The organism is Holophagaceae bacterium (assembly GCA_016720465.1).
Lineage (GTDB): Bacteria > Acidobacteriota > Holophagae > Holophagales > Holophagaceae > JANXPB01.
Genome location: JADKKO010000004.1, coordinates 1,354,159 through 1,377,943, shown reverse-complemented (window position 1 = coordinate 1,377,943; position 23,785 = coordinate 1,354,159). Strand labels below are relative to the sequence as shown.

Here is a 23,785-nt window from a genome sequence, read left to right as displayed (position 1 = left end):
CGTCATGGAAAAGCTCATTCCCAAGCTGCAACAGCTCACCCAGAACCTGTGGTGGACCTGGAAACCCGAGGTGCGGACCATCTTCAGGGATCTGGACGTGGACCTGTACCACCGGGCCCACCTGAACCCCATCTCGATGCTCAAGCAGATCGAACCCGAGGAGGTGGACCAGCGCGCGGCGGATGTGGACATACCTGCCCGGGCCGACCGGGCTCTGCGGCAGTTGCATGAATACCTCACGCCCGTCACGACGTGGGGCCTCACCCACGCAGGAGCCATGCGGTCGCGCCCCATCGCCTACTTCTGCATGGAATTCGGCATCCACGAATCCCTGCCCATCTATTCCGGCGGCCTGGGCATTCTGGCGGGCGACCACCTGAAAGCCGCCTCGGACCTGGGCGTCCCCCTGGTGGGCGTGGGCCTGCTCTACCACGAGGGCTACACGAGCCAGGTGCTGGACGCCGACCTGTGGCAGCGGGACGTGGTGGAACCCTGCGATCTCGCGGATCTGCCCCTGGTCCACGCCCAGGACCGCCACGGCGAACCGGTGCAGGTTTCGGTCGAGCTGCCGGGCCGCACTGTGCATGCGGCGGTCTTCGAAGTCCAGGTGGGCCGCATCCGCCTCATCCTCCTGGACACCCGCGTCGAACGAAACGATCCCAAGGATGCGGCGCTCACGGCCCGGCTCTACGGCGGCGACCAGCGCATGCGCATCGAGCAGGAACTGCTGCTGGGCGTGGGAGGCGCCCGGGCCCTGCGCGCCCTCGGAATCACCGCCAGCGTCTTCCACCTCAACGAGGGCCATTCCGCCTTCGCCCTGCTGGAACGGGCGCGGCACCGCATCCAGGCGGACGGCATGGATCCGCGCCAGGCCTTGCAGGAGGTGGCTTCCGCCACCGTCTTCACCACCCATACCCCCGTGGACGCGGGCCATGATCGGTTCCCCGCGGACTTGGCGGCGGAGCACCTGCAGCCTCTAGCCGAAGGCCTGAAACTGCCCCTTGAGGAGGTCATGGGCCTGGGGCGGGTGGACCCCCACGACCACGCCTCGCCCTTCCTTCCCACGGTGCTGGCGCTCAAGTTGTCCCGGCGGGCAAACGGAGTCTCGGCCCTGCACGGGGTGGTGTCCCGCAAGATGTGGAACCACCTCTATCCCGGCCAGCGGGAGGATGCAGTGCCCATCGGCCATGTCACCAACGGTGTCCACCTGCCCACCTGGCTGGCCCCCGAAATGAACCACCTCTACGAGTCCCACCTCGGCGTGGATTACCAGGGCGCCCTGACCCGCCCTGGCACCTGGTCGAACATCCTGTCCGTTTCCTCTGCGGAGATCTGGGAAACCAAGCAGGTCCTGAAGGCCCGGACCATCCGCTTCGTCCGGAAACGCAACGCCGACATGCGCGCGCGCATCGGCCTCCCCGAGATCGATCCGGCACCCCTGGATCCGGAGGCCCTCACGCTCGGCTTCGCCCGCCGTTTCGTCCCCTACAAGCGGCCCGACCTGCTCTTTTCCGATCTGGACCGCCTGGACCGCCTGGTGAACCACCCCGAGCGGCCGGTGAACCTGCTCTTCTCGGGACGGGCGCATCCGGCGGACCACACCGGCAAATCCCTCATCCAGAAGGTGGGAAAGCTCCTGGAGGATCCCCGCTTCCGCCACCGGATCCTCTTCATCGAGAACTACAACATCCACGTGGGGCGGATGCTCTACCAGGGCATCGATGCCTGGCTCAACAATCCCCAGCGCCCCTTGGAGGCCTGCGGAACCAGCGGCATGAAGGTGGTGCTCAACGGCGGCCTGCACATCTCGGTGCGGGACGGCTGGTGGGCCGAAGCTTATGACGGAGAGAACGGCTTCGCCATCGGCACCGGCGAGACCCATGCGGACCAGGTTATCCAGGACCAGCGCGACGCCGAGGACCTCTTCCGCGTGCTGGAAGAGGAGGTGGTGCCGATGTACTACGGCAGCCGCAATGCCGCTGGCGTGCCCTGCCGCTGGGTGGAGCGCCAGAAGCATTCCATCCGCACCCTGGCCTGGCGCTTCAACGCCGACCGCATGGTCCAGGATTACGTCCAGCACCTCTACCTGCCCGCCGCCATCGGCAGCAGCTGCCAGATGCCGCCGCCGTGAGTCGAAAGGTTGAGAAGTTGAAAAGTTGAAAAGTCGAGAGTCGAGAGTCGAGGGCCTATAACCCACCGCCCACAGCCCAAAGCCTAAAGCCTAACGCCCACGGCCTATCCCAGTCCCAGCCGTTTGAACGTGCGCCGCTTTCCGTCCTCCACCTCCGGCTGATCGAAGGGGTCAATTTCAAGGGCGAATCCCAGGATTCCCACGATGGCCTGCCAGGCCATCATGAAGGCGCCCAGTTCCAGTTCGTTCAGTTCTGGTATGGACCACCGCAGAACGGGCACACCGGCGGCCTCCAGCGCCTCGGCGGTGCCTTCGGCCTGGGCGCGGAGGATCTCCGAGCCCTGAAGTCCCGCCAGGCCCGGGTACGGCGATCCCGGCGGAGGATCCAGCCGTTCCGGCGTGGCGGTCCCATCTACGGTCATCACGATCACGCCGAGGTTCCTGGGGCCCGCCATCCACCGCTGCAACTGGCTGTGCTGATCCACGGGCCCCACGGCGCGGATGGGCGTGATGCCCCGGCGGGCGCCATCCTTGGCCACCTTCCCCAGGGATTCCGCAAGGAGCTGCACCCACCACGCTGAAAGGCTGTCGAGGCGCATGGCGTAGGGCAGCAGTACCCACTCGGAGACGCCACGCAGATACGCATGCAGCAGCAGGTCCACGGTGGCGGCGATACGGTCGCGCCAGGGTCCGTGGTCCGCTTCGACCTGGGCGATGACCTCGCGGCCGCCCCGCAGAAAGGCTGATGCGTCACATCCCATCCAGGCCAGGGGCAACGTTCCAATGGGCGTGAAAGCCGAGAAACGGCCGCCCACTTCCACCGGGATTGGCAGGATGCGGCAGCCATTCGACCGGCCCCAGGCGGCGAGCGGATTCGCGTCGTCCTGGGTGATGAGGATCGGCGCGGCAAGGTCATCAAAGCCCGGCAGCGCGCGCAGCCGCGAGATCCAAGTCCAGAGTTCCAGGGTCTTGCCGCTCTTGGAGGCGAAGACCAATTGGTCGCCGGGCTCAAGTTGAAAATCCGGTGCCGGTTCAGGCGAAGCCAGGGGTACCCAGTTCCGGGAGGTGCGGGCCCCACCGAAAGCCCGCACCAAGGTGTCGGAGGGCAGCAGGGAGCCGCCGATGCCGCACCAGAGCAGCCGCCGGTCTGAATCCAGGGAAGGCAGGGCCGCATCCACCACCTTCCACCAGCCCCCCATGGGATGCCTTTCGATTGCGTGCCAGTGGGTGCGGATATCCATATCAGGCGTCCTTCAACGGAATGCTTGCATAAAGTTCGAGGTAGGCCCGGGCCGGCCCCGCCCAGCCGAATTCCGCCGCCATGCCCCGCCGCTGGATCTGCCGCCAGGTGGCGGAATCCTTGAACAGGTCCAGGGCGTAGTTGATGGCTTCCCCCAGGGCCCATCCGTTGGCCGCATCGAACTGGAAGCCGGTGGCGGTCCCGTCCGCCAGGGTTTCCGGCGAAACGCCCACCACGGTGTCCGCCAGGCCCCCGGTGCGCCGAACCAGGGGAAGCGCGCCATAAGCCTGGGCGTAAAGCTGGGTGAGGCCGCAGGGTTCCTCGCGCGAGGGCACCAGCAGCACGTCCGCCGCGGCGAACGCCTTGTGGGCCAGAGCCTCTTCATAGCCGATGAACACCGCCACGCGGCCGGGGTGGCGCTGGGCCGCCTGCAGGAAGGCCGCTTCGATGAGGGGCTCGCCCTGGCCCAACAGCGCGAGCTGGGCGCCTCTGGCCACCAGATGGTCCACGTTGTCCAGCATCAGATCAAGGCCCTTGAGCGGGTCCAGGCGGCTCACGGACACGAAGAGGGGCGCGCCCGGATCCTCCTGCAGGCCCATCCGCCGCTGGAAATCCTGGCGGTTCGGCGCTCTCCGGGCCGGATGCTTCAGGTCGTACCGGCTGACGAGATGCGGATCTTTCGCCGGATTCCAGACTTCCCGGTCCACACCGTTGCGGATCCCGGCCACCGGCTCGTTCCGGCGCGCCAGGAGGCCTTCGAGCCCATGCCCGCCGGTCTGTTGGATCTCGCGCGCATAGGTGGGGCTTACGGTGCTGAGACGGTCTGCGAGGCGGAGGCCGGCTTCGAGGAAACTGATGTCGTCACGGAGTTCGCCACCCGGGGGAACGAAGGCCTGCCTCGGAAGCCAGAGTCCATCCATCGACGCAGCCGGGAAACGGCCCTGGAACGCTATGTTGTGGATGGTCATCACCGTGGCGGGCCGCGGGCCGCCACCGTGGATCACGTAGGCCGGCACGAGGCCCGCGGGCCAGTCGTGGCCGTGGAGAACCTGGGGCCGCCAGCCTTCGGCATCCCCCGTCCGGCCCAGGTGGGCGGCCGCCCAGGCCAAGCCCGCGAACCGGCGGGCGATGTCCTCGGGGTGGTCGTAGGGACCGCCGGGGCGATCGAAGAAGGTCGGTTGATCGAACAGGTAGAGCGGCAATCCGGGGGCCTCGGCCCGGAGGATCCTGGCCGGACCGCCTCCCATGAGATCCGGGAATGCGGCCGCCTCGCGCTGGATCCCCAGGGCGCGAAGGGCCGGATAGGCCGGCAGCAAGAGCCGCACATCCGCGCCCAGCGCGCGCAGGGCCCGGGGGAGGGCCGCCATCACATCCCCCAGGCCGCCGACTTTGGCATAGGGAAACAATTCGGACGCGACGAACAGGATGTCCAAAAATCAGCGCTCCGGCCGGCTCAGCCGGTCCAGCATCGGTTGGGAGATGAGGGTGACGCCTCCGGCGGTGCGGACGAAACGGCGCGCGTCCTCCTCGGGGTCCTCGCCCACCACCAGGCCGTTGGGGATGCGGCAGCCCCGCGCCAGGATGCAGCGCTTCAACCGTGCCTTGCGTCCGATGTCGCAGTCCGGCAGCACCAGCGCTCCGTCGAGTCGGGCATGGGAGTGGATGGAAACGCGGCTGGAGAGCAGGGAATGGTGCACGTGGGCGCCGGAAATGATGCAGCCGCCGGACACCAGGCTGGAAAGAGCCACTCCGTTCCGCATCTCGCCGGCATGGACGAATTTCGCGGGCGGCAATTGCTCCTGGTGCGTGGTGATGGGCCAGGCCGTGTCGTAGAGGTTCAGGGCCGGATGCACCGTGGTCAGGTCCATGTTGGCTTCCCAGTAGGAATCCACGCCGCCCACATCCCGCCAGTAGGGTTCCGGGTGCCCTTCGTTCGGAATGCAGCTCCGCTCGAAGCGATGGGCGAAGATGCTGGCCTCATGCACGAGCTTGGGGATGATGTCCTTGCCGAAATCGTGGCCCGAATCCGGATCCTCGGCATCCCGCTGGAGGGCCTTGTAGAGGAATTCCGCGTTGAAGAGGTAGATGCCCATGGACGCGAAGGCCCGGTCGGGCTTGCCGGGGACCGCGGGCGGATCCTCGGGCTTCTCCACGAAGGAGATGATGCGGTCCTCGCCGTCCACCTGGGCGATGCCGAAGCCCCGGGCCGCCAGCCGCGGCACCTCCAGGCAGGCGATGGTCATGTCCGCTTTGTTGTTGAGATGGTCCTGGAGGAAGATCTTGTAGTCCATGCGGTAGACGTGGTCGCCCGCGAGGATCAGCACGGTCTTGGGATTGGCCGACTGGATGCTGCCGATGTTCTGATACACCGCGTCCGCGGTGCCGCTGTACCAGGCGTTCTTGTCCATGCTCTGGTGGGCCGGCAGCACATGGACGTATTCGTTGAGGTTGCCTGCCAGAAAGGTCCATCCAAGCTGGAGATGCTGCAGCAGGCGGTGCGAATTGTATTGCGTCAGCACCATGATCCGCCGGAAGCCCGAATTCACGCAGTTCGACAGGGTGAAGTCGATGATGCGGTACTTGCCGCCGAAATCGAGGCCGGGCTTCGAATAGTGGTCCGTGAGATCCATCAAGCGTTTGCCGCGCCCGCCCGCCATCACCAAGGCGATGGTATGCCGCGGGGAGAGTCGCGATTCCGAGATCGTCAGCATGGGAGTCACCGGGATAGGTCTACGTGCATCATAGCCCCGCCCAGAGCCTTGCGGCCCATGGCGCAGTCTAGTCCCATCTCCCAGGGAGGTCCCGCGGGCCCGTGGACGGTTCGCGATAGCGCCTGAACCACCGCGTGAGCGTGGTGAAGGAGAAAAGGAGCCGCAGGGGGCGCCACCGCATCGCCTGGAAGACCAGGAAGTAGACCAGGATCAGCGCGGCGAGGTACCACCCGTAGTTCAAGGCGAACCGGGGAAAGCCGGTGTCCAGCCAGGCGAGCCAAGGCCAGCGGGGGGCGATGCGGGCCAGCAGCCAGCCGATGAGGGGAAGCCCGGCGGCCAGGTTCAGAAGCACCCCCAGGGATTGGCCTGCTTCCACCGCACGGAGGGGGCACAGGTTCATGCATCTCATGCAGCTCTCGCAATGGAGGGTCCAGTAGGGCCTGGGCGTGGAGCCGGTCATGCGGATGGCTCCCTCGGGGCAGTGGGCGGCGCAGACGCCGCAGCCGTTGCATCGCTCGTTCGCGAAGAAGAGCTTGGCGAAGAGCGGGCGTCCGTAGAGCAGATACCCGACTGAAACCGGAAGCAGGACCATGCCGGAGAGGCATTCGAACAGGTTGTCCAGGCTCCAGAGCCGCCGGCTCCCGGCGAGGAGATCCTGGGTGAAAGCCCTGATTTTCTGATGCCCGCGCTCCAGGAAATGCGCGGCATGGACTGCGTTCAAACCCGGGTGGACCAGGATCCAATTCGAGGGCATGTCGACCGAGAGGATCCCCCGCACCCGGTAGCCTTTCAGCGCCAGCAGCAGGGCGGGAATGAAGGGCGCGCTTCCGGTCAGGCCGCGCAGGCAGGTTCCCATCCACCACCCGGCCCGCGCGCTGACCACCGCCGCAGAAATCCCCTTCCCGGGCTGCAGCGACCAGGCCCATCGGAGCACGGGCCAGGGCGTGGTGAAGCCGTGGGTGGGGAAGAACACGGCGAGCCAGGAGGCCTCGCATGTTGGCGATGAGTTGGGGGCGATCTGCTCCAAGTGGATTTCGCCGCCCTTCTCTTCAACGCAGGCGGCGAAGCCATGTGCGAGGCGCAAGGAATTTCCCGTGCCGCTCATCCAGCAGATCTTCGCTGTTAATAGGGGGCTCATGCGAGCGCTCCCATTCAAAGGCGCGGGGCTTGTTGCACCTGGGCCGAGGAGATATTAAAGCCCCAATTTGCCGCAGCCGGCGGCCTGGACTTTCCCACATGGGATAAATTGCTGGTGGTATGAGCTGCCCACCCCATTCCCCGGCCCTGAGGGTTTTCTTCGCCCTGTGGCCGACCGCCGCCGAGCGCGAAGCCTTGGCCGCGTGGCAGGAGCCGCTGAAACAGCTGTACGGCGGGCGAACCATGCGCGTTGCAACCCTGCATTCAACGCTGGTGTTCATCGGCGGAATCGAGCAGGTCCGGTTGGAGCCATTGCGGATGGCAGCGCTGGAGGCCAGCGCGGAGGGTTTCGATCTGTGTTTTGATTCGGCTCATTACTGGGGGCACAACCATATCGTGTACGCTGCGCCTGGCCACGTGCCGCCGCCATTGGTGCAGTTGGCAAGCGCGCTTGAGCAAAGCCTGGCCCGGCACGGCTTCGATTTTGACCGGCGTGAATACAAGCCCCACATCACGCTCCTGCGCAACGCTAGGCGCACGGATTCCGAATTGGACGGATTGCAGCCAGTGAGGTGGCGGATCACCGATTTCGCGCTGGTGCAATCCGTGCCGCAGGGCGGTTTGGTGGACTACCGTGTTCTGGCCCGCTTCCCCCTGGGCGCCATCGGGGGATAGACGCACCACCGAACCCTTCAGAAAGCCTCGATGGGATAGCCGCCTTTCTCAATGAGCTGCGACGCGATGCGGTCCCTGAGCTTTGACCCGGCCATGGGCACATGGAGATCGAAAGTTCTCGAGTCGGCCAGGGCTCTTTCCAGCGCGATTCCCTCCAGCACCTCCGCGAGCAGCAGCCGGGACAGGTTCCGCACCTTGCCACAGCCTTCGTTGACGTGGGCTTCGGCGCAATCCTTGGCCAGTTGGGCCCAGCGATGGCCGGTGTCCATCATCTTGGCGGCGCGCACCACGGCGGATTCCATGGTGTAGATCTCGGTGACCAGATCGGCGGCGCGGCCGGCGGCTTCCTGGTTCTCGATGAGCTTCTGGCCCTTGACCTCCAGGCAGGCCTGGATGGCGTACTGGGCCTGGCGCTTGGCCAGTTCGACCGCCTGCTCGGCTTTGGCGAGGGGCCCGGAGCCCAATCCAGGAACATCCGCCGTGTCCATGCGGAGGACCAGCGTGCCATTGCCGACCTTCTTGAAGACCTGGCCCGCAATGATGAGGCGGTTGATCTCGTTGGTGCCCTCGAAGATGCGGTTGATGCGGTTGTCCCGGTAGATCTTCTCGGGCGGATACTCGGCGCTGAAGCCGTAGCCGCCGAAGCATTGCACCGCCTCGTCGGCGATGAGGCCCAGGGCCTCGCTGTCCCATACCTTCATGATGGAAGCTTCCAGTTGGAACTCGTCCATGATCTCCAGCTTCTGCTTGGCGGCATCGGGCCGGTCCCAGCCGATCTCGCGCATGCCCTCGTTGATGTAGCCGATGGTGCGGAAGTTCATGCTCTCGGCCACGAAGATGCGGATGCCCATGTCCGCCAGGAATTTCCGGATCATGCCGAAGCTGTTGATGGTCCTGCCGAACTGCATGCGCTCGGCAGTGTATTTCAGCGTGTACTTCAACACTTCCTTGGCCATGCCGTTGCAGCCCGCCCCAAGCTTGAAGCGGCCGATGGCCAGGATGCCGAAGGCGATGCGGTGGCCCTTGCCAAGTTCGCCCAGCAGCCGGTCCTTGGGGATGCGGCAGTTGTCGAAAGCGAGCGCGCGGGTGCTGGAGCCCTTGATGCCGAGCTTGCGTTCCTCGGCGGCGATGGTGAAGCCCGGATCGCCCTTTTCCACGATAAAAGCGCTGAACTTGCGGCCGTCCACCTTGGCGAAGACCACGAAGACATCGGCGAAGCCCGCATTGGTGATCCACATCTTGGCGCCGTTCAGCACCCAGGCGTCGCCATCCAGGGCGGCCACGGTCTTGGAATTCATGGCGTCGCTGCCCGCGCCGGGTTCCGTGAGCGCATAGGCCGCCGCCCATTCGCCGCTGCCGAGCCTCGGCAGGTACTTGGCCTTCTGAGCTTCATTCCCGAAGTAGACGATGGGCAGCGTACCGATGCCGGTGTGGGCGCTGTAGGTGACGGAAAAGGAAGCTTGGCGGCCGAGTTCTTCCAGCACCAGCAGGCCGGAGATCTTGTCGAGGTCCATGCCGTCGTAGGCCTCGGGAATCTCCAGGCTCAGCAGGCCCAGCTCACCGGCCTTGCGGAGCAATTCCTTGGACAATCCGGGATCGAGCTTGTCGATGTCGGCATCCCGCGGGATGACTTCGCCCTCCACGAAATCCCGCGCGGCCTGGCCGATGGCGCGGGCGTCCTCGCTGAGTTCTTCGGGCGTGAACTGGGGCTGGCTGCCGATGGGAGCCAGCAGGAAACTGCCTCCAAAGACCATCTCGCTCGTTGCTTGCATGGAACCTCCGACGGGGCAGCGAAAGGTGATTCAGGCGTGGCCCCATGTGCATGGGAATCCTGGCGCTCAACTCCAATTCTGATCGGAGGTGGCCCCATCACGGCTGGATTGAGACTTTGGTCACCCTGGGACGGTTTGGGTACCTTTCCACACGTTGAAATGGCGCTTTCAATGGACGGCCACCAGGGCGCGTGGAGGCACCGCCGTCGCGGCCAAAGGTGGTTCCGATGGGTTGCAGACTCTGTTGCCGAGGTTCTCCGAAGGGATATGATCAGTGGCTCAACCACATGGGGGACCCGGGATGCTCAAGAAACTATTGCCGGCCTGTCTCGCGCTGCTCGCCACCGCCCATCTCTCTGGAGATATCGCGCCCGCGCAACGTCCTACCGCCCCTGAGATCCAGGACATCCTGCTCTGCGGCCTCTCTGACAAAGGGTGCTGGGTGGAAAAGCGCGAATGGAAGGTCGGCCATGCCCGCTTCTTCTTCGAGGAAGGCAGCGCCGCCCCGATCAAGCACAAGGACTCCCTCCTCGGATTTTATTTCCAGGGGAAGGGCGTTCTCCAATATTGCTCAGAGGACATGGCGGAGTGGGCGGTCCTGGCGACCAATCTGAAAGCGAACACATGGAAGAAGACAACTCCTTGCAAATGGGCCTCCGGCCCCCAGGTGGAGGTGAAGTTCACGAACATGGCGGTCTACCTCAACGCCCTGCCCCAACCCGCCATTCGCGAAGAGCAAGCCCACAATCTTACGAACGGTTTTGCGGAGCTCCGAGGCATCTTCGACAAAGCCACCGGATTGAGCCGGGTGCATTCCGCAGCCTTCTCCCACCTGGGAAGCGGGACCAAGCCCATGGCCTGGGTGGAGATGACGGGTGGAGACGGGCACTGGGCGTACAGCTACGATGAGGTCCGCGACCACACGGAAGATTTGTGGGTGCTTCGCTCCTCAGGGATGGTTGACGATTCACTTCCTTCCACCCAGATATCCTCCCAGCCCATCGGCTGGACCCGGCTCAGAGGGAACCCAGTCCCCTTCAGCTTGACGGATGTCCACTTCGATATTGGGACTGATGACCAGGAGAAGGTGCGGATAGCAGCCGAAGAAAGCGTCATTTCGCACATTCCGGGGCAGCGCGCGCTGTTATTCAATTTAGAGAGCGAATATTGGGATTACTGGCACGCTGTTCCGAGAAGGCACGCGGTCAAGCTGCTCAAGGTGACCGATGGAAAGGGAAGGCCATTGCCCTTCCACCATGACCGGGACGGGCTTCTGGTAGTCTTCCCCGAACCGGTTTCCACCACCACGCCCACCAAGATCCGATTCGAGATCGAAGGGGATCTGATCCACCCGGGGGGAGACAACTTTTGGCAGCTAGGCGTCAACAGCTGGTTCCCCCAGCCGGAACTCGGAGGACAGTTTTATACCGCGACATGCAAGTTACGCGTGAAAAAGCCCTATACCCCCTTCGCATCCGGTGAAATCGTCTCCTTGAAGGAGGATGGCGACTTCCAGATCCTCGAGACCCGGTGCGACAAACCCATCCAATTCTTTGTGGCCATGGCGGGCGCCTACAACCTCTTCGAGGAGACCCAGGACGGCCTCAGCATCCGTCTGGCGACATACGCGCACCAGGGTGGAAACGAGAAGAAGCTATTGAAACTCACGCGGGAATTCATCAAATATTACCAGCCGATCCTGGGCCCTTTCCCGTTCAAGCAATACACCGTCATCCAGATCAACCAGTGGGGTTTCGGCCAGGCGCCCGCCGGGATGATGTTCATCACGAACGAGGCCTTCGACCAGACATCATCCACGCTGACCAAGATCTTCTCTGGTGGCATCAACGCAAGGATTGCCCATGAAGTCGCCCACGCCTACTGGGGCCATGCCGTGAAGATGCCCTCCTATGAGGAACAGTGGATCACCGAGGGTTTCGCCGAGTACTGCGCCGCCTTGTGCATCCGGTACGCCAGGGGCGAAAGCTACTATCAGTCCATGGTCAAAACATGGCGGGAGAATGCCAGCCACTATGCCGACGCTTCGAGCATTCCCCTGGTGAACCGCATTTCCAGCAAGGACGGGGCCACTGATTTCCGATCGAGGAGCGGAATTTTATATGACAAGAGCGCCTACCTCCTGTACTGCCTGCATCAGGAGGTCGGAGAAAAAGCCTTCGCAACCTTCTTGAAGTCCTACCAGAAGAGCTTCAATTGGAAATTCGGCAGCACAGAGGATGTCATCGGCTTGTTGAACTTCATTACAAAGAAAGATTTCAAACCATTTTTTGATAAATATTACTGGGGAACGCAGATGCCTGAGGCCAAGTGATATTAGTCATAAAATTTGATCACTAATTCAAATTATTTAAAAATATTATCAGACCCATCCACAGCCAGCGCCTATCGCGATCTTTGCCTGTAACCCCTATTTCACCGCGTACACCGTCGCGCCGTAGCGCTCAGCATCCCAGGGGGCTGAATCGTTCCACCGGGAGTAGGCATGGGAGCCATCGGTGCGGACTCGGAGGGTGTAGGAACCCTTGGGTAGATCCAGCACTTCATCCGCCACGCGGTTTTTTTCTGCGCCGCCGGCGTGCAGGGTGTTCTTGGCCGACATGGACCAGACGGCCTTGCCCTGGCCGTCCTCGATCCAGGCCGTGTCCGCCAGCTCATCGTCATGGCCCTCGCCGATGGCATAGACGCGCACCTTGGCCCGAACCGAAAGGGTGAAAGGCTTGCGCTCGTTCTGGTGGTTTCCCACGCGCACCAGTTCCGCGAGCACCGGCGGCGTCTCAGGGGCGGCCACCAGCTCCACCTGGGACCGGTCGCCCTCCTTGGGTAGGGCGAGCACCAGTCCGTAGCGGAGGGGATCGCAGGGCGGCGCCGCATTCCAGTCGGAGGGGGAATGGGAACCATCCGTCACATAGGTGGCGATGTAATCCCCGGGCGGAAGCTGTAGGGTCTCCACCTGCCGGCGGTTCTTTTTCTCGCCGCCCCCGTACTGGGCCTTCTCTGAGGTCATCGTCCAGACCGGGCGCCGGGTGCGGGCGTCGAGGATCCAGCCGTAATCTGCGAATTCATGATCCCCGGCGTATTCCCCCTGCGCGTAGACATGCAGGGTCACGGCCCGGCGGGCATGGAAGGAAGCATTCCAGCGGCCGCGGTCCTTGTCCGGAACCAGGGCAATGAATTCGTTCTTCCAGTTCAGGGGCGCTTTGAAGGTCTGCGCCAAACCCGCTTCCTGGGCGGGCAGGTAGATCTCCATCCCATAGTTCCCGACACGGCGCTCCCAGGCGCCAGGCCCTCTGGATCCGCCGCTGAACAACCGGTGCAGCCACTTCCCATGGGAATACTCTTGGTCCGCGCCGGTTTTTCTTGGCCGGCGGTCCAGGTTCCGGGGCGAAGACATGAAAAACGAACCCATTTGCCCATACGCATGATGCGTGTAGTAGGCCTCGTAGCTGCCTTGCGGGAGGTCGAGGTAGGCGTCCGCCACCTGATAGACCCCCTCCGCACGAGCCGTGCGGCCATCCATCTGCCACACGACTTCGCGGGTGGCGGCGTCGAGGATCCAGCCATAGGCGAAGTAGGGTTCCTCTTCAACGCTCCCGCCTTTGGCATAGACATGGATCTTCATGGCCTTGGGGAGCGAGAACCCCGAGGATTGGACTTCTGTTCCCCTGGCGTCCTTCAAGGAAAGAAGCACCTGTTCCTTGGCCTGGGCGGCCGAAGGGAGCCCGATGACGGCTAATCCGAAGGCCACCCGGGCGGCCTTGGAGCGGTGAAGGATGGAAAGGGCAATGGTTTGCATGGGGACTCCGGCGATGACCTTTTCAAGGTAAAGCCCCCGGTTGCGGGGGTGAACCTGGAATCGGCGAACGCCAGCATCCGACCGGCGAGCCGGCGCAACCCGCCGATATTCACTTCCTCCGCGTGTACTCGATTTCCATATTGAGGTGGTAGGCTCCGTCCTTGCCCTTGATGAACATGGCCATGGTGCGGTGGTCGGCATCCTTCTCGACGCTGACTTCCTTGAACGTGGCCGGCTTCCCGTCCATCCCTGGAGCCTTGAAGAAGCAGGTCATCTCCTTGCACTCGTTCTTGCAGGTGCCCGTGGAAAGCGCCATGGAGGTGGTCATGGAATCCACCCAGGTGCCCACATGCTTGTGCGTGGCGGGGTCGTAGCCGAACAGCCCGCGCCCCTCGAAGGGTGCGCCCATCATCTCAGAGGTGAACTCCGACTGGATCCACAGCCCGCCCAGAACCAGCTTGTTCACTTCAACACCCTTGGATTCCATGGGGGGCTTTCCGGGCGCCATGTGCATCTTCACCACCGCATCCCAGGTGCCTTCCAAGGACTTCATGGCCAGGTGGTGGGGGGTCGGTTTGGGCATGGGCGGTTCCTGGGCGCCCAGGATGGTCGAAAAAGCAAAAAACAGGGCGGGCAGACGCATGGTTCCTCCTCAAAAAGTTCTGGAAGGATGATCCAGCGGGGCCCGATTGGCAAGGGAACACCTGTGAAAAAACAGAATCCACTCCCGAACGGAACCTCGTCCCGTTCCCTGCGCCGGGGGGTGCGAATCGTCACAACCCCGCATCCATAACCCAGGGAGGCCTCAGACTTGTGGAGCCACCCTTCGTGCGGCGGCTTCTCCAATCTCCTTCAGTGGTTTGGCATGGCGGGGGGCATCCGATGGATCAGCGCATGACCGAGGTGGGCAGGACGCCGCTCATCCTTGTGGACGGGATCTGGGCCAAGCTGGAATGCACCAATCCGACCGGGAGCGTGAAGGACCGGATCGCCCGCTACATCATTGAAAGAAGCGAGGAACTCGGCCTGCTCAGGCCCGGCATGGAGATCATTGAAGCGACCAGCGGCAACACCGGCATCGCCCTGGCCTATTTCGGCCGGGCCAGGGGCTATAAAGTCACGATCGTAATGCCGGAGAACATGACGGAAGAGCGCAAGGACGTGATCCGGGCCCTCGGCGCCGAACTGGTGCTTTCTTCGAAGGAAGGCAGCTTCGCCGAGGCTGCGGCGGTGCGCGACCGGATCGTGGCGGAACGGGGCGCCTTCACTTCAGACCAGTTTGCGAATCCCTTGAACGTGGACTGCCACCGGGAAACCACCGGAAGGGAAATCCTGGCGCAGCTTGAGGCGGAAGGCATGGGACTTCCCAATGCCTTTGTGGCGGGCGTGGGCACCGGCGGAACCCTGGTCGGCGTGGCGCAGGCGATCCGTGAAGCGAATCCGCGAGTCCTCGTGGTGGCTGTCGAACCCACTGAATCGGCGGTCATGAGCGGCGGCCCCGCCGGACCCCACCCCATCTACGGCATCGGCGACGGGTTCATCCCTGCGATCGCCGGTGATGGCCTGGGAGGATTGAATCCCATCATCAGCGAGGTCATCCGGATCCCCGGCGACGATGCGCGGGAGGCCGCGAAGTGGCTCGGTGAGACCCACGGGTTCTGTGTAGGCATCTCCTCCGGCGCCAACTTCCTCGCCGCCAAACAGCTCCAGGGCAGGTGCAAGACCGTGGTCACCATCTTCGCCGACGGGTACGCGAAGTACTCCTCTGAAGGTCTCCGCCATTGCGAGCCTGGCCGTTGCCGCTATGAGCACCCATCCGTGCTGGATCCCATCCTCGCCCAACGGGGAGTCCCGCCCGCCGTTTTGAACCGGTGAAGGGCGATGCCATCCGCTTGGGCAAGAAGGGATCAGCAGGCCTCCGTGCGCGACCTTGGCGCAGCTTCCACCGGCCTTGACTGAACGGAATCGAGAGGAACCCCCATGAACGATGCCATCGCCCTCAGCCCCAACAAGCTCGTGCGCGCCCTGGGGAAGCCTGCGGCGGAGTTCACCAAGCAGGACATCATCCGCTTCATCAAAGAAAACGACATCCGCATGTTCAATTTCCGCTACGTGGCAGGGGATGGCCGCCTCAAGAAGCTGAACTTCGTCATCAACAGCAAGGCGCATCTCGACAAAGTGCTCTCCATGGGCGAGCGGGTGGATGGCTCCAGCCTCTTCTCCTTCGTCTCCGCCGATTCCAGCGACCTCTACGTGGTGCCGCGGTACCGCACGGCCTTCGTGAACCCCTTCAGCGAAGTGCCCACCCTCGACTTCATCTGCTCCTTCTACAACAACCAGGGCGACCCACTGGAGAGCGCGCCGGAATACATTCTGCGCAAGGCCCAGTGCGAACTGAAAACTAAGACTGGCGCCACGCTGGAAGCCCTGGGCGAGCTGGAATACTACCTGTTTTCCGAAGTGGACCGCATCTATCCCATCGTGGAACAGAAGGGCTACCACGAATCCCACCCCTTCTCGAAATGGGGCCTGGTGCGGCGCGAGGCCATGCAGGTGATCAGCGAGATGGGCGGCATGATCAAGTACGGCCACGCCGAGGTGGGCAACATCATCTCCGGCGATCTGGAGATGGTGCAGCACGAGATCGAGTTCCTGCCGGTGCCCATCGAGGACGCGGCCGATCAGCTCGTGACGGCCAAATGGGCGCTGCGGGAAGTGGCTTACAAGCACGGCCTGGAAGTCACTTTCGCCCCCAAGATCATCGTGGGCCAGGCCGGCAGCGGCCTCCATATCCATAGCCGCCTGGTCAAGGACGGCGTGAACCTGATGGCCGATGAAAACGGCCTGACGGACACCGCCAGGAAGGTGATCGCGGGCTACCTGATGTGCTCCGAGTCGCTCACGGCATTTGGAAATACGGTCCCGACCTCCTTCCTGCGTCTGGTGCCGCACCAGGAGGCTCCCACGAGCATCTGCTGGGGCGACCGCAACCGTTCGGTGCTGGTGCGCGTGCCCCTGGGCTGGGTGGGCGTGGGCGACAAGATGCAGCGGGACGCCAACCCTCTAGAAGGTCCTGGCACGGGCCGTTTCGAGAACAACCAGACCGTGGAGATCCGCAGTCCCGACGGTTCCGCGAACATCCACCTGCTCCTGGCGGGCCTGGCCGTGGCCGCGCGCTACGGCCTGGAACATCCGGATGCGTTGAAGATCGCCGAACAGCTTTTCGTCCGGGCGGACGCCGCGAAAGTGCAAGGGCTCAAGCAGCTTCCAGCCTCCTGTTTCGAAGCCGGCGCTTGCCTGAAGCGTGACCGCGACCGCTACGAAGCAGGCGGCGTGTTCCCGGCGGGGCTCATCGATTCGCTGGTCCAGAATCTCCAAGCCTTCGATGACCAGCACCTGAGCGAAAAGCTCTTCGGCAACGCCGATGCCCTGCGCCAGCTTGTGAACCGCCACCTGCAGTGCGGGTGATGAACCTTGAAGCGATGGAAGCCACGAAGAGACACGAACAGCACACGAAATTCTCTATTCGTGCCCTTCGTGCGGCTTCGTGGCTGAATTGACGGAACAACATTAGGATGAATCACATGAGCCAGCTTCTCGACACAGTCCTTCTCTTCGCCCTGCCCGCCTCGGGCAAATCGGAGGTGCGCCGCTACCTGGCGAGCCTCACGCCGGACCAGTGCCGCAATGATTTCCACATGGGGCCGACGCTTCAGTTGGACGATTACCCCTACGTCCACCTCATGCACCGCATCGACGATGAGCTGAAGGCCAACGGCCTCGGCTACGCCTACTACCATGGGCCGAACCGGCCCTTTCAAGACGACTGGACCTGGGCGGTGCTCATCGAACTGTTGAACGAGGACTACGCCAATCTCGTGGCCAGCCGCCAGATCGAGGTGCCCAGCGCCGCCCAGCACCTGTTCGACCGGCTGGATTCGGCCCATGCGAAGTTCGATCTGCCCCAGCCCCTCGGCGAGGTTCCCCACCGCATCCGCGTGCGCATGGCCGAAGCCATGGAAGCCGAATGCAGGCGGGAACTGGATGTCCTCAACCGCCAGAACGCCCAGGACAAGACGGGCCGCACGCTGGTCATCGAGGCCGCCCGGGGCGGCGCCCACGGATCGGCTTTTCCGCTGACCCCGCCCCATGGCTACGATTCCTCGTTCCAGACCCTGTCACCGGAAATCCTGGAGAAGGCCGTCGTGCTCTATGTGTGGGTCGATCCCGCCGAAAGCCGCCGGAAGAACATCGAGCGCGGCCTCCCCGACGGCCAGGGCAGCATCCTCAACCACAGCGTGCCCATGGAAGTGATGCTGGGCCAGTACGGCTGCGACGACATGGCCTGGCTGATGGAACAGAGCGACCGCCCCGGCACGATCCGCGTGGAGCGCATCGTCCAGGAAGGCGGCCGCTACGCCACGAAGGTCTACCACCTGCCCGTGGCCCGCTTCGACAACCGGAAGGACCTCACCACCTTCGTCCGCGAGGATCCGAAGCTCTGGAAAGCGGCCGATGTGCAGGCCATCCACGGCGAGCTGAAAGCCGCCTTCGATCAGCTGAGCGCCGGGAGATGACGGACTTTTCAAAATGACGTAAAAAAGGTGCCTGGGTCACCACAGAGCTGCTGTAAATACCGGGCCTCTGGACTTAGTTCTGGGCCGAAACCGCTTCGGGTGGACCTGGTCAAATGAAACAGTTCCGTTTATCGATCCTTCAATCGAGCCTTGCTCTTCGATGAGATAAGGATCGATGCCCACCATTGTCCCGTCCGGAGGTTTTTCTTGAAATGAGACCGATCGTTCTATATCTTTTCATTTCGGAGAGAACCAATCATGAGCCAGGTGCGGGAACGGATTCTTGAGGTGGCCTCAAACCTTTTCTACAAAAAGGGGATCCAGGCGGTGGGCGTGGACGCGATCATCGCCCAGGCCGAAGTCGCGCGCATGAGCTTCTATCGCCATTTCAAATCGAAGGAAGGCCTGGTGTTGGCGTTCCTGGAGCGGCGGGACGAGCAAATCAGGAGTTGGTTCGAAGCGGAGGTCCTTCGCCTGGCTCCGGATCCATCGGATCGGCCCCTTGCGGTCTTCGATGCGCTGGCCCTGCGCTTCGCCACCCAGGATTACCGCGGCTGCGCATTCATCAACACGATGGCGGAGATCCCGAACCGGGAAGACCTGGTCCACCAGGCTTCAGCGAAACACAAGGCGCTGTTCCAGGATTACCTCGGGCGCCTGCTCCGGGCCGCTGGCTTCAGTGATGAATATGCGCCTGACCTGCTGCAGCTCTTCGACGGCGCGGTCGTTTCAGCGGTCCGTGTAGGATCGGCCGAACCCGCCTTCCGGGCCAAGCGCCTGGCCGCCCTGCTGCTTGGTCCCCCGGCAAGAACCTCCGTGAAACGCCGTACTCCAGTGGCCTCCCGCTAGATCCCTCCTTGCCCGAAGCCCAAACCATTGCGTCCCCATTCCCCCATGGAGGGTCGAGGCCGCCGCAACCCCGGAGGCGTCTTGACCCTCATCGACCAGAATCTCCAGCCCGTCGCCCCCGGCGCGCGCCTCCTCGCGCTGGACGTACTGCGGGGGCTGGCCCTCCTGGGGGTGCTTCTCGTGAATCTCGACGAGTTCAGCGGCGCCAGCTGGGCCCTGCAAGCCAAGCTGCCTTATCCCATGGGCTGGGGAGGAGAGGTCCTGTCCTTCCTCCGCCATACCTTCCTGGAAGGCAAGGCGGCCGCGCTTCTGGGGCTGCTCTTCGGTGTGGGCCTCGCCATCCAGCTGGAAAGCGCCGATCGGTCGGGGCGCGCCTACACGGCCTTCGCCCTGCGAAGGGTGGGCGCCCTGGCCCTCTTCGGCCTGGCCCACAGCTTCCTGCTCTGGAACGTGGACATCCTGCTGGACTACGCCCTCATCAGCCTCATGGTGCTGCCCTTCCTCCGGCTCCGCCCAGGCCGGATCCTCTGGTCCATCCCCCTGCTCCTCCTCGTCTCCCTGCTCATCGCCCTGCCCTTCCTGCCGCTGCTCGGACGGCTGGAGCAGGATCCGGCGGGTTTCTACCGCATGGGGCTGCAGCACTACGGCGCGGGTTCCTGGCTCGAGGCCTTGAAATTCCGGAGCTGGGAGATGCTGCAGGTCATCGGGCCCATGCGGCTGACGAACCGGCTTCCCGCACTGCTGCCCTTCTTCATCCTGGGCGTGTATTTCTGGAAGAAGGGCTTCCTCGCGGAACCCGAAAAGCATCTGCGCGCGTTGCGCCTTCTGTTCTACAGCTGCTTCCTCCTGGGGTTCCTGGCCAACCTGGTGCCCCAGGAAGCGCTGCACGCGGCGGTGGCTGGGATTCCGCGGCCCTTCCGTGTGCTGATCAAGCTGACCGCATTCTTTGCCCGGCCCGCCCTCACCGTCGGCTACGCCGCGGGCATCCTGCTCCTGCTGCGGCGGCCTTGGTGGCGCGCAAGGCTGGGTCTGCTCGCGCCCCTGGGCCGCATGGCCCTCACCCAGTACCTGCTTCAGTCCGCGGTCTGCACCCTCGTGTTCAACGGCTACGGCTTGGGGCTCTATGGCCAAGTGTCCGTCAGTGCGTGCATCTTCGGCGGGACCGCCTTCTTCGCCCTCCAGGCCTGGAGCAGCCACGCCTGGCTCGCCCGCTTTCCCATGGGCCCCGCCGAATGGCTTTGGCGGCGGATGACCTACGGGGCGCTGCCCTCCGTCCCGGCCCCCCTCGCCACGGCCACCCTCGCCTCCAAGGAGATCGCATGAACCCCGTCACCTCTCCGCAGCGCGTCGCCGCGGCCCTCACGGAACTCTGGTCGCCCCGCGTCATCGCCGAAATCGAGAATGTCTACGTCAAGGCCGCCAAGCTCCACGGCGCTTTGGCCTGGCACAGCCACGAGCATGAAGATGAGCTGTTCCTCGTCCTCAAAGGGTCCCTCCGCATCGAGCTGGAAGACGGCCCGGTGGATCTTGCGGAAGGAGAGATGTTCGTCGTCCCCAAGGGTGTCCGGCACAATCCGATCGCAGAGGAGGAATGCCACGTCCTGCTCATCGAGCCCAAGTCCACGCTTCACACGGGAACGGTCCTCACCGAAAAGACCCGGTCGCTCGCCGAGCAGCTGCGACCCCTTTGATGCCGAGTCCCTTTCAATCGTGGAAAATTGGCACAGCGCCGATACGCGAGACAAAGGGAAATCTGGCAGTAAGCAGTCTGAATAAATCCAGCGTTGGATCAGATTTCCTTGGCCGCCTTGAGTTCCTCGGCCCGCTTGCGTTCGGCGCGGGTCAGGAAGGCCACCGCCACCAGCACGAAGCCGAGGCTCACCCAGTTCTGCAAGGTCGGGAACTTGCTGCCGAAGAAAACCCAGCCCAGCAGCGTGGCGGTGGTGCCCGCCACCAGGGACGTGAGCCGGTTCACCAGCCCCGTGAACGTGGCGGTGCGGCCTTTGAACATGAAGATGAAGACGCTGAAGAAAGCCACGATGCCGAAGGCCACGCCGGACAGCGAGGCCCACAACCACGTGGGCAAGGGCGACTGGATGGATGTGACAAAATCCGCGACCTGGCGCAGTTCTCCCCACCCGGAGATGAAACGAGGGGAGAAGAACACGAACGTGGCGATGGCCACCATGGCGATGGAGGCCGCGATCTGTTCCGTGGCGAAGAAGGCGCGGTTGTTCAAGGGCACGCCCTTGGGCCGGGTGTTCTTGTAGTAGTTCATGATGTAGATGCGGATGGCGTAGGCAACGATATAACTCGTCAGTATGACCACGGCCGCGCGGTTGTGGATGAAGTCGAAGCTCCCGCCCTTGCTCCCATTGCTGCCCATCAGCTCGATGCTGGCCGCCAGCACCGCGAAGGCCACGGCGGCGTTCTCCTCCCAGTAGACTTTTTTAGTCAGAATCCCTTGCGCGATCTGCACGCCATCCACCACGCGGCCGATGACGATGACGCTGGCCCGCATGATGACCATGGCCACCATCACGGAGATCGGCAGGGTGTACATCAGCGTGGTCGTGGGGATGACCACCGCGGTGCAGACCCCGCTGGGAACGATGTACAGCAATTCCGAAGGGATCTCCCAGGGGCCCACGCGGATGGGCCGGATGCTGTCCATCCGCCACCAGCCCAGCACCAGCACGGGGATCAGGCAGGTGAGGTTGGCCCCGAAGGTGTTGTAGGCCAGGAAGGCCATGTCGTTCATGCGCGGCGCGGCGCCGTCCACGCTGCCAGTGAAGAATTTCACGATGAGTCCCGTGGCCACATAGAACAGGAAATAGCCCGCGCAGAGCTGCACAAGCCGTCCAGTGCTGCCTTCTGAAGTCCTTCCAAACACGCGACGCTCCAGGCGATCCCTTTTTCGATCGCAAACCCGTTGGGCCACTCCCGACGGATTGAGTCTATCAAGGCAAAGGGATTGCTGCCGCTTTTGCTGTCCCGGCAATCTGGATGAGAAGCCAGGGAGCGTTATCGCCATCTCCCGGCGCCACCAGAAATGAGGAAGGCAGCGAGTTCTAGGTAGGCGGCGGCCCGGCCGGCCGGGCCTAAGAATCAGTCGCCTCCCATCAGGGTTCCAGCTGGGTATGATGGGCGCACTCCCTTGTTAACAACTCCGGAATCCCCACACCCCTCTTGGGGCGATTGAATTTGCCATTCACGGAATTCGCACCATCAAGGTGGACGTTTTCCGGATTCGTGATTCGAGGTGAGTGATGCGATTCTCCTGCTATTCCCGCTGCCCTTCCATGATTCTGGGTGTGCTTCTCGCCCTTGGATTGACCTTCTGCGGAGGCGGTGGAACGCCCTCGGATCCCCCCGTTCCAGCCCCCTCCATCGGCAGCTTCACCTCAGCCCAGGCTTCCATCTCTGCGGGGACAAGCACCTCGCTGAAGGCAGTGTTTTCCGGCGGCTCTGGAACCATCGATCAGGGGATTGGATCCGTCCTCAGCGGGACCCCCGTTTCAACCGGAGTCCTTGCCGCGACCCGGACCTTTACGCTTACGGTCACAGGGACCGGAACACCCGCGACCGCCGCCGTGACGGTGACTGTCGTCATCAACAGCGCCCCAAGCGCGCCAACGATCACGGGTCCCGCAACCCTGAACGCGGGCCAGACGGGCACGTACGCCTTGGCGTCCACAGACCTTGAAGGGGATGCCATCACCTACGCCACGAGCACGAGCGGGGCTGCCATCACGGGCAGCACGCTGAACTTCGCCTCGGCGACCGCAGGCTCCTTCACCTTGCGGGCCGTCGCCACGGACAGCAGGGGCGCGGCCTCAGCCGAAGGAATCCTGGTGGTGACGGTGGGCCCTGCGAATCTCACGGGACAGTGGTCCTTCGCGCTCCTGGCCGGCGATCTGGACGACCAGGTGATGCCGATGCATCTCGTCCAGACGGGGACCGCGCTCACGGCGGAGGTTTCCTGCAACGCACGTTGGCCTCTTGGGACGGGTGACTATACCGCCGGGATCCTGACCATCACGTTCGACTTCGGCGGGGGGGAGATCATCCTGGTGACCGGCCATCCGAACGGCGCAAACCTCGTTGGAACCTTGACCCTCCCCGGAAGCACCGGCGCCTGGCGCATGGAACCGTCCACCCTCGTCCCGGACTGCGCGCGCGCCTGCGACGCGCCAACGACGATCCGTTTCGTCGACACGGACTTCACCGACCTGGCGAAGATCCAGGAGATCTCCCTGTTCCGCTCGGCCGCCGGCCATGACTACTCCGACGGTTGCGAGACCTGCCGCAGCATGAAGCACTACTTCGCGCCCTTCCCCGCCTACCGCGTGAACGGGACGGTTCCGGTCCGCTCCCCCGTGAACGGAATCGTGGTCCGCGTCGATCCGGAGGGCCATGGCGCCAGCGTCGGCCTCCAGAACAAGCAGCTCCAAATCCGTTCGACCCTGCATCCCGAGTTCACGTTCATCCTCTTCCACATCGATCTCGCCTCCGCTGCGCTCGTGCCGGGGACCGTCCTCGCGGCCGGCGACCCGATCGGGCACGCGCGCCTTGAGTACCCAGACCTGGCTGAGGTAGCCCACGACTTCGATATCGCCGTGCGCGTGCAGACGCCCTATGGCATGCGTTACGTATCCTGGTTCGACCTGGTGAGCGACACGCTCTTCGCGTCCTACCTCGCCCGGGGCGCGAAGGCCCGCGGCAACTTCATCCTCGCGCGCACCACCCGCGACAGCGATCCCCTCTCCTGCTCAGGAGAGACGTTCACGACAACCGGTGCCTTCCCGAATTGGTTCGTGCTCACCCCGTGAATGGCCGGCAAAGCCTGAAACCCGATTCCGCCCCCCACAAAGGGGGC

At 63.7% G+C, this 23,785-nt stretch carries 18 protein-coding genes; 10 read left to right on the top strand and 8 right to left on the bottom strand.

All coding sequences use genetic code 11. The features are described from left to right. Window positions 1–4: 4 nt before the first annotated feature. On the top strand, window positions 5–2,131 hold the full coding sequence (gene glgP, locus IPQ13_13395) for an alpha-glucan family phosphorylase (protein MBL0211885.1): 2,127 nt from the start codon (window positions 5–7) through the stop codon (window positions 2,129–2,131). 104 nt (window positions 2,132–2,235) lie between these two features. Here glgP and IPQ13_13390 read toward each other — a convergent pair whose 3' ends face one another. The 4 genes from IPQ13_13390 to IPQ13_13375 all read right to left on the bottom strand — a co-directional run bounded on the left by IPQ13_13390 (window position 2,236) and on the right by IPQ13_13375 (window position 7,220). Further along, window positions 2,236–3,372 (bottom strand): hypothetical protein, encoded by a 1,137-nt coding sequence (locus tag IPQ13_13390; GenBank protein MBL0211884.1) that lies wholly within the window; start codon window positions 3,370–3,372, stop codon window positions 2,236–2,238. A 1-nt stretch (window position 3,373) separates the two neighbouring features. After that, window positions 3,374–4,804 carry a glycogen synthase GlgA gene (gene glgA, locus IPQ13_13385; protein ID MBL0211883.1) on the bottom strand — a complete coding sequence of 477 codons (1,431 nt, stop codon included), beginning with the start codon at window positions 4,802–4,804 and terminating at the stop codon, window positions 3,374–3,376. A 3-nt stretch (window positions 4,805–4,807) separates the two neighbouring features. Next, window positions 4,808–6,082: a glucose-1-phosphate adenylyltransferase gene (gene glgC, locus IPQ13_13380; protein MBL0211882.1), complete on the bottom strand. Its 1,275-nt coding sequence runs from the start codon at window positions 6,080–6,082 to the stop codon at window positions 4,808–4,810. A 67-nt stretch (window positions 6,083–6,149) separates the two neighbouring features. Next, window positions 6,150–7,220 carry an EFR1 family ferrodoxin gene (locus IPQ13_13375; protein ID MBL0211881.1) on the bottom strand — a complete coding sequence of 357 codons (1,071 nt, stop codon included), beginning with the start codon at window positions 7,218–7,220 and terminating at the stop codon, window positions 6,150–6,152. Window positions 7,221–7,339: 119 nt separating this feature from the next. Here IPQ13_13375 and thpR point away from each other — a divergent pair, with 119 nt between their 5' ends. Further along, window positions 7,340–7,894 carry an RNA 2',3'-cyclic phosphodiesterase gene (thpR, locus tag IPQ13_13370; GenBank protein MBL0211880.1) on the top strand — a complete coding sequence of 185 codons (555 nt, stop codon included), beginning with the start codon at window positions 7,340–7,342 and terminating at the stop codon, window positions 7,892–7,894. Window positions 7,895–7,911: 17 nt separating this feature from the next. Here the strand turns inward: thpR and IPQ13_13365 are convergent, their stop codons facing one another. Beyond that, the gene (locus tag IPQ13_13365; GenBank protein MBL0211879.1) at window positions 7,912–9,666 is read right to left on the bottom strand and encodes an acyl-CoA dehydrogenase family protein; all 1,755 of its coding nucleotides are present in this window, start codon (window positions 9,664–9,666) and stop codon (window positions 7,912–7,914) included. A 301-nt stretch (window positions 9,667–9,967) separates the two neighbouring features. Between IPQ13_13365 and IPQ13_13360 the strand changes: the two genes are divergently transcribed. After that, window positions 9,968–11,998, top strand: a complete 2,031-nt coding sequence (locus IPQ13_13360; protein MBL0211878.1) for a hypothetical protein — start codon at window positions 9,968–9,970, stop codon at window positions 11,996–11,998. A 96-nt stretch (window positions 11,999–12,094) separates the two neighbouring features. Here the strand turns inward: IPQ13_13360 and IPQ13_13355 are convergent, their stop codons facing one another. Together IPQ13_13355 and IPQ13_13350 are read right to left on the bottom strand one after the other, a co-directional pair. Next, window positions 12,095–13,480, bottom strand: a complete 1,386-nt coding sequence (locus tag IPQ13_13355) for a hypothetical protein (GenBank protein MBL0211877.1) — start codon at window positions 13,478–13,480, stop codon at window positions 12,095–12,097. Window positions 13,481–13,589: 109 nt separating this feature from the next. Continuing rightward, window positions 13,590–14,123, bottom strand: coding sequence for a DUF1579 domain-containing protein (locus tag IPQ13_13350; GenBank protein MBL0211876.1), 534 nt, complete (start codon window positions 14,121–14,123; stop codon window positions 13,590–13,592). 239 nt (window positions 14,124–14,362) lie between these two features. On the opposite strand from IPQ13_13350, the gene IPQ13_13345 reads away from it, so the two are divergent. From IPQ13_13345 to IPQ13_13320, 6 genes are all read left to right on the top strand, one after another. Continuing rightward, complete coding sequence (locus tag IPQ13_13345; GenBank protein MBL0211875.1) at window positions 14,363–15,355, top strand: PLP-dependent cysteine synthase family protein; 993 nt, start codon at window positions 14,363–14,365, stop codon at window positions 15,353–15,355. A 105-nt stretch (window positions 15,356–15,460) separates the two neighbouring features. Then, window positions 15,461–16,948, top strand: coding sequence for a glutamine synthetase (locus tag IPQ13_13340; protein MBL0211874.1), 1,488 nt, complete (start codon window positions 15,461–15,463; stop codon window positions 16,946–16,948). A 116-nt stretch (window positions 16,949–17,064) separates the two neighbouring features. Continuing rightward, window positions 17,065–18,057: a hypothetical protein gene (locus IPQ13_13335; protein ID MBL0211873.1), complete on the top strand. Its 993-nt coding sequence runs from the start codon at window positions 17,065–17,067 to the stop codon at window positions 18,055–18,057. A 258-nt stretch (window positions 18,058–18,315) separates the two neighbouring features. Then, the gene (locus tag IPQ13_13330; protein ID MBL0211872.1) at window positions 18,316–18,906 is read left to right on the top strand and encodes a TetR/AcrR family transcriptional regulator; all 591 of its coding nucleotides are present in this window, start codon (window positions 18,316–18,318) and stop codon (window positions 18,904–18,906) included. Between the two features lie 81 nt (window positions 18,907–18,987). Then, a complete protein-coding gene (locus tag IPQ13_13325; protein MBL0211871.1) occupies window positions 18,988–20,229 on the top strand; it encodes a DUF418 domain-containing protein in 1,242 nt (413 codons plus the stop codon). After that, a complete protein-coding gene (locus tag IPQ13_13320; GenBank protein MBL0211870.1) occupies window positions 20,226–20,597 on the top strand; it encodes a cupin domain-containing protein in 372 nt (123 codons plus the stop codon). Before IPQ13_13325 ends, IPQ13_13320 begins: the two co-directional genes overlap by 4 nt. Before the next feature lie 98 nt (window positions 20,598–20,695). Here the strand turns inward: IPQ13_13320 and IPQ13_13315 are convergent, their stop codons facing one another. Beyond that, window positions 20,696–21,799, bottom strand: a complete 1,104-nt coding sequence (locus tag IPQ13_13315; GenBank protein MBL0211869.1) for a hypothetical protein — start codon at window positions 21,797–21,799, stop codon at window positions 20,696–20,698. Window positions 21,800–22,175: 376 nt separating this feature from the next. On the opposite strand from IPQ13_13315, the gene IPQ13_13310 reads away from it, so the two are divergent. After that, the gene (locus tag IPQ13_13310) at window positions 22,176–23,738 is read left to right on the top strand and encodes a hypothetical protein (protein MBL0211868.1); all 1,563 of its coding nucleotides are present in this window, start codon (window positions 22,176–22,178) and stop codon (window positions 23,736–23,738) included. The last annotated feature ends 47 nt before the right edge of the window (window positions 23,739–23,785 follow it).

Bases quoted from the DNA above. Each gene is read 5' to 3' on its own strand.
- IPQ13_13375 (MBL0211881.1), bottom strand. From the start codon at position 7,220: ATGAGCCCCCTATTAACAGCGAAGATCTGCTGGATGAGCGGCACGGGA.
- IPQ13_13335 (MBL0211873.1), top strand. From the start codon at position 17,065: ATGAGCCAGCTTCTCGACACAGTCCTTCTCTTCGCCCTGCCCGCCTCG.
- IPQ13_13320 (MBL0211870.1), top strand. From the start codon at position 20,226: ATGAACCCCGTCACCTCTCCGCAGCGCGTCGCCGCGGCCCTCACGGAA.
- IPQ13_13360 (MBL0211878.1), top strand. From the start codon at position 9,968: ATGCTCAAGAAACTATTGCCGGCCTGTCTCGCGCTGCTCGCCACCGCC.
- IPQ13_13340 (MBL0211874.1), top strand. From the start codon at position 15,461: ATGAACGATGCCATCGCCCTCAGCCCCAACAAGCTCGTGCGCGCCCTG.
- thpR (MBL0211880.1), top strand. From the start codon at position 7,340: ATGAGCTGCCCACCCCATTCCCCGGCCCTGAGGGTTTTCTTCGCCCTG.
- glgC (MBL0211882.1), bottom strand. From the start codon at position 6,082: ATGCTGACGATCTCGGAATCGCGACTCTCCCCGCGGCATACCATCGCC.
- IPQ13_13350 (MBL0211876.1), bottom strand. From the start codon at position 14,123: ATGCGTCTGCCCGCCCTGTTTTTTGCTTTTTCGACCATCCTGGGCGCC.
- IPQ13_13310 (MBL0211868.1), top strand. From the start codon at position 22,176: ATGCGATTCTCCTGCTATTCCCGCTGCCCTTCCATGATTCTGGGTGTG.
- IPQ13_13345 (MBL0211875.1), top strand. From the start codon at position 14,363: ATGGATCAGCGCATGACCGAGGTGGGCAGGACGCCGCTCATCCTTGTG.
- IPQ13_13330 (MBL0211872.1), top strand. From the start codon at position 18,316: ATGAGCCAGGTGCGGGAACGGATTCTTGAGGTGGCCTCAAACCTTTTC.
- glgP (MBL0211885.1), top strand. From the start codon at position 5: ATGGAAAAGCTCATTCCCAAGCTGCAACAGCTCACCCAGAACCTGTGG.
- IPQ13_13390 (MBL0211884.1), bottom strand. From the start codon at position 3,372: ATGGATATCCGCACCCACTGGCACGCAATCGAAAGGCATCCCATGGGG.
- IPQ13_13365 (MBL0211879.1), bottom strand. From the start codon at position 9,666: ATGCAAGCAACGAGCGAGATGGTCTTTGGAGGCAGTTTCCTGCTGGCT.
- IPQ13_13355 (MBL0211877.1), bottom strand. From the start codon at position 13,480: ATGCAAACCATTGCCCTTTCCATCCTTCACCGCTCCAAGGCCGCCCGG.